At 66.0% G+C, this 7,627-nt stretch carries 6 protein-coding genes; 5 read left to right on the top strand and 1 reads right to left on the bottom strand.

Annotation, left to right across the window (positions count from 1 at the left end; translation table 11 throughout):
• The 3 genes from GPA_RS04245 to GPA_RS04235 all read left to right on the top strand — a co-directional run.
• A partial coding sequence (locus GPA_RS04245) for a helicase-related protein (protein WP_269446283.1) occupies positions 1–958 on the top strand: 958 nt, incomplete at its 5' end.
• Positions 959–982: 24 nt separating this feature from the next.
• Positions 983–3,391: a RelA/SpoT family protein gene (locus GPA_RS04240; protein ID WP_015539039.1), complete on the top strand. Its 2,409-nt coding sequence runs from the start codon at positions 983–985 to the stop codon at positions 3,389–3,391.
• Between the two features lie 14 nt (positions 3,392–3,405).
• Positions 3,406–4,065: an MBL fold metallo-hydrolase gene (locus GPA_RS04235; protein WP_015539038.1), complete on the top strand. Its 660-nt coding sequence runs from the start codon at positions 3,406–3,408 to the stop codon at positions 4,063–4,065.
• A 30-nt stretch (positions 4,066–4,095) separates the two neighbouring features.
• Here GPA_RS04235 and GPA_RS04230 read toward each other — a convergent pair whose 3' ends face one another.
• Positions 4,096–5,250 carry an MFS transporter gene (locus GPA_RS04230; protein WP_015539037.1) on the bottom strand — a complete coding sequence of 385 codons (1,155 nt, stop codon included), beginning with the start codon at positions 5,248–5,250 and terminating at the stop codon, positions 4,096–4,098.
• A gap of 291 nt (positions 5,251–5,541) precedes the next feature.
• Between GPA_RS04230 and GPA_RS04225 the strand changes: the two genes are divergently transcribed.
• Positions 5,542–6,594: an inorganic phosphate transporter gene (locus tag GPA_RS04225; RefSeq protein ID WP_041239058.1), complete on the top strand. Its 1,053-nt coding sequence runs from the start codon at positions 5,542–5,544 to the stop codon at positions 6,592–6,594.
• 12 nt (positions 6,595–6,606) lie between these two features.
• Positions 6,607–7,236: a DUF47 domain-containing protein gene (locus GPA_RS04220; RefSeq protein ID WP_015539036.1), complete on the top strand. Its 630-nt coding sequence runs from the start codon at positions 6,607–6,609 to the stop codon at positions 7,234–7,236.
• Positions 7,237–7,627: the final 391 nt, after the last annotated feature.

Here is a 7,627-nt window from a genome sequence, read left to right as displayed (position 1 = left end):
CACGGTGCTCGCGCTCACCGCCACGGCCGACGACGGCATAGCCGACGCTATCCGAGGCGCCCTGCCGCTCGACGAGCTCGTGCTCGACGAGACGGAACGCGCGAACTTGGGCGTGGACGACCGGCGCAACCTGAAGAACCGCGACGACTACCTGGTGAACCTCGTGGCCGGCGGCGAGAAGACGGTCGTGTACGTGAACTCGCGCGAGCAGTCGGTGGCCGTGGCGCGCACGCTGCGCAAGCGCGTGCCGCAGATGGCGCCGCTCATCGGCTTCTACAACGCGGGCCTCACGCGTGCCGAGCGCGCGCGGGTGGAGCAGCTGTTCCGCACCGACGCGCTCAAGGTGCTCGTGGCCACGTCCGCCTTCGGCGAGGGCGTGAACATACCGAACATCCGGCACGTGGTGCTGTACCACCTGCCGTACAACGAGGTGGAGTTCAACCAGATGAGCGGCCGTGCCGGCCGCGACGGCGCCGCCGCGCAGGTGCACCTGCTGTTCGGTCGCGGCGATGCGTGCGTGAACGAGCAGGTGCTGCGCGACATGACGCCCGACCACGACTGCCTGGCCCAGGTGTACCGCCGCCTGCGCGCGCTGCAGCGCGATCACGGCGACGGGTTCTTCACGCTGGGCAACGTGGATTTGGCCAAGCTCGCCAGCGAGGGCGGGCACGCCGTGAGCTCCCAGTCGGCGGCATGCGGCGTGGCCGTGTTCCGCGAGCTGGGGCTCATCGAAACGCACACGGCCTACGCGTCGGGCGAGATCACCCGCTCCATCCGTGTGGTGGACACCGCAAGCAAGGTGGAGCTCACCGACAGCGTGCGCTACCGCGAGGGCTTGGGCGAGCGCGCTATATTCAGCGCGTTTCGCGACTGGGCGATGGGCACCGACGCAGCGAGCCTGCACGTGCGTGTCTCGCGCCCCATCCTGCCGGGCTCCGCGCCGCGCGGAACGCGCTAGGACGAGGAAAGGAGGCGCACCGTTATGGGCAAAGCCGATCACAAGCGCGAAGAGCTGCTGGGGGAGCCGCTCGAACAGGCGTCGCACAAGCAGACGGTCGAGGACGACCTCTTGGGCCTCCCCCACGTGGCCCAGAAGGCGTTCGCCTCCGAAGGTCGCGCCGACGCGCGCAACCCGCACCGCACGGAGACGCCCGAGGAGCGCTTCGCCGAGCTGCAGCGGCTCACGTCCGCCTACCTCTCCGAGCCCGACCAGGCGCTGCTCGCCAAGGCGTTCCAGTTCGCCAGCGAGGCGCACGAGGGCCAGTGCCGCAAGAGCGGCGAGCCGTTCGTGGCGCACCCCGTGGAGGTGGCCATCATCCTGGCGGACCTGCGCATGGACGTGGAAACACTCTGCGCGGCGCTCTTGCACGACACCGTCGAGGACACGTGCGTCACCACCGAGCAGGTGGCCGTCGAGTTCAACGAGCAGGTGGCCCAGCTGGTGGAGGGCGTGACGAAGATCACGCGCATCGAGGTGGAGAGCCTCTCCGACGAGCAGGCCGCCACCATCCGCAAGATGTTCGTGGCCATGAGCAAGGACATCCGCGTCATCGTCATCAAGCTGGCCGACCGCCTGCACAACATGCGCACCCTGGGCGCCCTGCGCGAGGACCGCCGCATCTTCAAGGCGCGCGAGACGCTGGAGATCTACGCGCCCATCGCGCACCGCCTCGGCATCAACAACATCAAGTGGGAGCTCGAGGACCTGTCGTTCTACTACCTGGAACCGAACAAGTACAAGCAGGTCAGCCGCATGGTCACGGAGAGCCGCGCCGAGCGCGAGGGGTATCTCGACCAGATCATCGGCATCCTGCACGACGAGATGGAGAAGGTGGGCATCACCGCCCAGATCATGGGCCGGCCGAAGCACCTCTACTCCATCTACCAGAAGATGACGCAGAAGGGCAAGGGCTTCTCCGAGATCTACGACCTCATTGCCGTGCGCATCATCGTGCCGTCGGTGAAGGACTGCTACTTGGCGCTCGGCGCGGTGCACACGCTCTGGCACCCGATGCCCGGACGCTTCAAAGACTACATCGCCATGCCGAAGTACAACATGTACCAGAGCCTGCACACCACCGTCATCGGCCCGGCGGGGCGCCCCCTCGAGGTGCAGATCCGCACCGAGGACATGCATCGCCAGAGCGAGTACGGCGTGGCCGCGCACTGGCGCTACAAGGAGAAGGGCGGCAAGAGCGGCGACGCCATCGACCAGCAGCTGGCGTGGCTCCGCCAGATGGTGGACTGGCAGGACGAGACGCAGGACTCGCGCGAGTTCCTGAAGGACCTGAAAGTGGACCTGGCGCCGTCCGAGGTGTTCGTGTTCACGCCGAAGGGCGAGGCCATGAGCCTGCGCGCCGGCTCCACGCCGGTAGACTTCGCCTACGCCATCCACACCGAGGTGGGCAACCACTGCGTGGGCGCGAAGGTGAACGGCGCCATCGTGCCGCTCACCTACGAGCTGCAGCTGGGCGACCGCGTGGAGATCCTCACGCAGAAGAGCGCGAGCCCCTCGCGCGACTGGCTGAACCTGGTGAAGACGCCCAGCGCCCGCAGCAAGATCCGCTCGTACTTCAGCAAGGTGAGCCGCGGCGACGACTTGCAGAACGGCCGCGACAAGCTCACGCGCGAAATGCGCAAGCACGGCCTGGGTATCTCCAGCGCGCAGTCCATGCGCGCGGTGAAGTCGGTGTCGGAGCATCTGGGCTACAACGACCCGGACGACATGCTCGTGAACATCGGCACCGGCAAGGAGAGCGCCCAGCACGTGGCGAACCGCCTGCTCAAGATACTGGTAGACAAGGGCAACGAAGCGGCCGAGACGGTGGGCCTGGGTGCGGGCGACATGTCCACCGGCAAGCTGCCGCCCATGCTCACCAGCGTGAAGCGCCCGAAGAAGCACGAGGCGCACAGCTCCAACGGCGTGGTGGTGAAGGGCATCGACGACGTGCTCGTGCGCCTGTCGCGCTGCTGCAACCCGGTGCCGGGCGACGACATCTTGGGCTTTGTCACGCGCGGGCGCGGCGTGTCGGTGCACCGCGCCGACTGCCCGAACGCGCAGGACCTCATGACGGAACCCGAGCGCATCATCGAGGTGTCGTGGGAGAACGAGCCGTCGAAGAGCACGTCGTACCAGATCGAGGTGTTCGTGGAGGCGCTCGACCGCATGAACCTGCTGCGCGACGTGGCCGTCGTGCTCTCCGAGGTGGGCGCGAACGTGCTGTCGTCGTCCACGACTTCGCACCGCGACGGCATGGCCGAGATGCGCTTTTTGTTCCAAGTGTCGGACATCAAGCACATCGACCTCATCCTTAGCAAGCTGAGGGGCATCGAGGGCGTGTTCGACGCGCGCCGCATGCTCCCCGGCGAGAGCGGCAAGAAGAAGAAATAGGGAAGGAACACCCCATGGCTAACCAGGCAAAAGGAACGTGCGTGTCGGTGGAGTACCTCGTGCTCGGCATGCTGGAGAACAACGTGTACCTCATATCGGACGGCGAGTCCACCATGGTGGTGGACCCCTCCTGCAAGGCGGATGCTATCTTGGAGGCGCTCGGCGGCCGCAAGGTGGACGCCATCGTGCTCACGCACCGGCATTTCGACCATGTGGGCGCGGCGCGCGCGCTGCGCGAGAAGACGGGCGCGCTCGTCATCGCCTCGGCCATCGACGCCCCGGTGATCTCGGGCGACGAGGAGCTGCCGCGGGACGACCGTCCCTTCGAGACATGCCCGGTCGACCGTACCGTGAAGGATGGCGACAAGGTCCAGGTAGGCGGTATGACGTGGAAGGTCATCGCGACGCCCGGCCACACGAAGGGGGGCATCTGCCTGTACCTCGACGCTGAAGGCACCGCGAACCCGGCCGCCGCGCCCGTGCTCGTGTCGGGCGACACGCTGTTCTGCGGCACGGTTGGCCGCACCGACTTCATCGGCGGCAGCATGGACGATATGCGCCGCTCTTTGAAGCGCCTGGCCCAGCTCCCCGACGACACCGTCGTCCTTCCCGGCCACAACGCCCTCACCACCATCGGCGCCGAGCGCAACCGCGTGTTCAAGCTGTACGCGTAAGGCGGCCGCAAGGCGGCGCCGCATGGGCGCCTAGCTCGCCTGCGCCCGTTCCTTCCTCCCCATCCAGGTCGCCACGCCCAGGCATGCGATGCAGAACGCCGCGAACAGGGCCAGCCCCGGCATGTTCGAGCCGAAGGCGGCCGTGCTCGCGGACAGCACGAGCGGGGGGAAGAAGCCGCCGAGACCGCCCCACATGGACACCAGGCCGTTCACCGGGCCGACCTGTCCCAGGAAGTACGTGGGCACCAGCTTGAACACCACGCCGTTGCCGATGCCGCATGCCGCGCTGATCAGATAGATGCCCGCCAGGTACACGGGCAAGCCGGGTGCCAGCGCCAGCACCGCGGCGCCCACCGCAAGCGCGGCGAACACGCCCGCCAGGAGCCGCAGGCAGTCCAGCCGGTCGGCCAGCCAGCCGCCCAAGACGCGCACGGCTGCGGCCGCCACGATGAACGCGCTGGTGAACAGGCCCGCCGTCACGCCGTCCAACCCGTAGTGCGTCGCAAGAAAGTTCGGCAGGTACACGGTCAACGCCACGAAGGCGCCGAATGTCACGAAGTAGAACAGCGACAAGGCCCACAGGCGGCCGTCGCGCCACACGGCCTTGACCTGGGCCACGATGGGTGTCTTTACGCGCGGCTCCGTACGGTCGCCCAGCACGAGGTTCACCGCTATGGCCGCCACGAGCAGCACCAGGTACAGCTTCACGGCCACGCGCCAGTCCCAGGCCGCCGCCGCGAGGGGCGCGAGCCACGTGGTAAGCGCCGTGCCCATGTTACCGAACCCGTACACGCCGTTCACGAAGCCGTGACGCTCGCGCGGGTAGTACTTCGGCAGCGACGTCACGCCAACGGAGAACACGGAGCCGCCTATGCCCAGGAACACCCCGCCGGTGATGAGCGCCTCGTACGTGGTGGCCTCGCTGATGAGCCACACGGGGAGGAGCAGGCAGGCGAAGCTGGCTAGGAACACCGTGCGCGCACCCAGCCGGTTCGTCAGGTAGCCCAACGGCACGCGCAGCACCGAGCCCAGGATCACGGGGACGGCCGTGACGAGCGCCACCCGATCAGGCGGGATGGCGATGTCCTGCAAGATGTACGGCAGCAGCGACGATAGGATCACCCACACCATGAAGCCCACGATGAGGTCGCCCGTCTGCAGCGGCAGCTGTATGCTCTTCTTCATGCGTTTGCTCCCCTCGAGCAAAGATGTCCCCCTCGTGCCGCCGGAGGCATCGGCCTCCCTGCGCGGCCCCCGCCCTCAATCCATAGCGACATGCTTATATATTAGCAGTCGGTGCACGCAGCCCTTTGCCGAATGCCCGGTATTTTCTTTTCGTATGGGCCCCTTTACGCGAATTTTACCAAACGGTACGTCCGCCGACGTAAAAAGCAGGGTCGTTCCCTAGCTCTTTGTCAGATTTGCGTTAAACTGATGAGCTGCTGGCCTTTTTGCTGTTTTGTCGAGAGGGAACCCGTGACCATAGAGTGGGCTACGTTCATCGCCGAGCTCGCCTCCAACCCGGTGCTGGTGGCCGTGACGCTGCTCAATATCGGCGTCATCGTCGTCAACGGCGCCACCGACGCTCCGAACGCCATCGCAACGGTTGTCTCGACGCGGGCCATGAAGCCGAAGTTCGCCATCCTCATGGCGGCGGTCTGCAACTTTCTGGGCCTGCTGCTCGTGTCACTCGTCACGTCCGCCGTCGCTCACACTATCTTCAACATGGTGGATTTCGGCGGCAACTCCCAGCAGGCGCTCATCGCGCTCACGGCTGCCATGATCGCCATTATCGTGTGGGGCGCGGCCGCCTGGTGGTTCGGCATCCCCACGAGCCAGTCGCACTCGCTCATCGCCGGCCTCACGGGCGCGGCCATCGCGCTGCAGGGCGGCTTCGGCGCCATCAACGGCGGCGAGTGGATGAAGGTGGTGTACGGCATCCTGCTGTCCACGCTGCTGGGGTTCTTCCTGGGCTGGGCCAACTCCAAGATCGTCGGCCGCGTGTGCCGCAACATGGATCGCAAGCGCACGACGAAGGTGTTCCGCTGGGCCCAGGTGGCCTCGGGTGCGGGCGTGGCATTCATGCACGGAGCCCAGGACGGCCAGAAGTTCATGAGCATCTTCGTGTTGGCCATCACCCTGGCCACAGGCGTGGGCCAGGCCGACCAGATGGTCCTGCCTATCTGGCTCATGTTCTTCTGCGCTTTGAACATGGGCATCGGCACGGCCGTGGGAGGCGAGCGCATCATCAAGAGCGTCGGCCTCGACATGGTGAAGCTGGAGCCGTTCCAAGGGTTCGCGGCCAGCGCTGCCACGTTCTTCTGCCTTATGCTGTCCACGTTCGCCGGCCTGCCGGTTTCCACGACGCACACGAACACCACGGCCATCATGGGCGTGGGCGCCGCCAAGCGCAAGAGCGCCGTGAAATGGGGCATCGCCGTCGACATGGTGAAGACATGGGTGCTCACGTTCCCCGGATGCGGCCTGCTCGGGTTCGCATTCGCCCATTTGTTCCTGTTCTTCTCGTAAAAGGAGAGTTCAATGTCCAAGAAGCACAAGTTCGACTACTTCGACGCCTTTGAAAAGCAGTCCGCGATGGCGGTGAAAGAGGCCGAGCTGCTCATCGAGGCCATCGAGAACTTCACCGAGGCCGAAGACCTGCGCGGCATCATGGACCGCGCGCACCAGATCGAGCACGAGGGCGACGAGGTCAACCACGCCATCTTCAAGACGGTGGCCACCGATTTCATCACGCCCATCGAGCGCGAGGACATCATCGAGCTGTCGCAGTACCTCGACAATATCATCGACTACATCGAGGACGTCATGCAGCGTTTCTACATGTACGACGTCCACTTCATGCATCACGATGCGGAAGAGTTCGCCTGCCTTATCAAGAAGAGCTGCGTGGCGCTCGACAAGGCCATGGTGGACTTCCGCAACTTCAAGAAGTCGAAGACGTTCAAGCAGCTCATCGTGGACGTGAACACCTACGAGGAGGAGGCCGACCGCCTGTACCTCAAGGTCATCCGCAAGCTGCACACCGAGGACAACGACAACCCCATGCGCGTGCTGGTGTGGTCGCAGATCTTCGACCGCATGGAGAAGTGCTGCGACGCCTGCGAGCACGTGGCCGACACCATGAGCACCATCCTGCTGAAGAACGTATAGCGTTCCGCGGGCCTGCCGGCCCGCGGAACCTGCCGACGCTGCGGAGCCCCCTGGCACCCGATCTTGCCGCGATCGCGGAGGTTCGCGTACCGCAGTACGCTTCACCTCCGCGATCCCGCCAATCTCGGGCACCAGGGGGCTTCTCGCTGACTTACTACGCCAACCTGCGCGGCTGTTATGCGCCCTCCGGGCGCATGGGCGGGTCGCTTCGCTCCCGCCCGCCAACCTGGGCGGTTGTTCTCGCGCTTCGCGCGAGGCGCAGGTCGCTTCGCTCCTGCGCGGAGGCTCCTCGGCTGCCGCTTCCTTCGCCGTCCCTTACGAGCGCGGCTCGAACGGGTCGCGGGGCTCGTCGTCCTCGCCGCCCATGATGCGGCGCAGCTCCTCGCGGTCC

Origin of the sequence: Gordonibacter pamelaeae 7-10-1-b (assembly GCF_000210055.1) — a bacterium.
Lineage (GTDB): Bacteria > Actinomycetota > Coriobacteriia > Coriobacteriales > Eggerthellaceae > Gordonibacter > Gordonibacter pamelaeae.
This window is presented reverse-complemented; position numbering and strand designations above follow the sequence as displayed.